This window comes from Natronococcus sp. (assembly GCF_047921035.1).
In the GTDB taxonomy this organism is placed as follows: domain Archaea; phylum Halobacteriota; class Halobacteria; order Halobacteriales; family Natrialbaceae; genus Natronococcus.
Map to the genome: position 1 here is coordinate 1 of NZ_JBLRWX010000281.1, position 503 is coordinate 503.

General features: G+C 67.8%; 1 pseudogene. It reads right to left on the reverse strand.

Annotated elements, in window-relative coordinates:
- Window positions 1–466, reverse strand: a pseudogene (locus ACNA7R_RS20705) (NADH-quinone oxidoreductase subunit D); the annotation flags it as partial.
- Window positions 467–503 lie beyond the last annotated feature (37 nt).

Consider the following 503-nt stretch of genomic DNA (forward strand, 5'->3'; position numbering starts at 1 on the left):
GCAGCCGGGAGCGCACCAGGGCGGAGAGCTCGGCCGAGCGGCGCAGGAAGCCCTTGGGCAGGTCGACCTTCAGCCCGCCCACCTGGTTGTAGGTGAAGTGCAGCCGGCCGCCGGTGGCCGACTCGAGCATGTGCTGGATGTCCTCGCGCTCCCGGAAGGCGTAGAACATCGGGGTGATGGCGCCGAGCTCGAGGGCGAAGGACCCGGTGAACATCAGGTGGTTGAGGATCCGGTTCCACTCCGCCATGAGCATGCGGATCCACTGCGCGCGGTCCGGGACCTCCATCTCGAGCATGGTCTCGACGGCCAGCGCGATCCCGAGTTCGTTGGAGAACCCGGAGAGCCAGTCGTGGCGGTTGACCAGCGCCTTGATCTGACGGTAGTCGCGGTGCTCGGCCAGCTTCTCGAAGCCGCGGTGCATGTAGCCGATGACCGGATGGGCGTCCCGGACACGCTCGCCATCCATCTCGAGCACGATCCGGAACACCCCGTGGGTCGCGGGG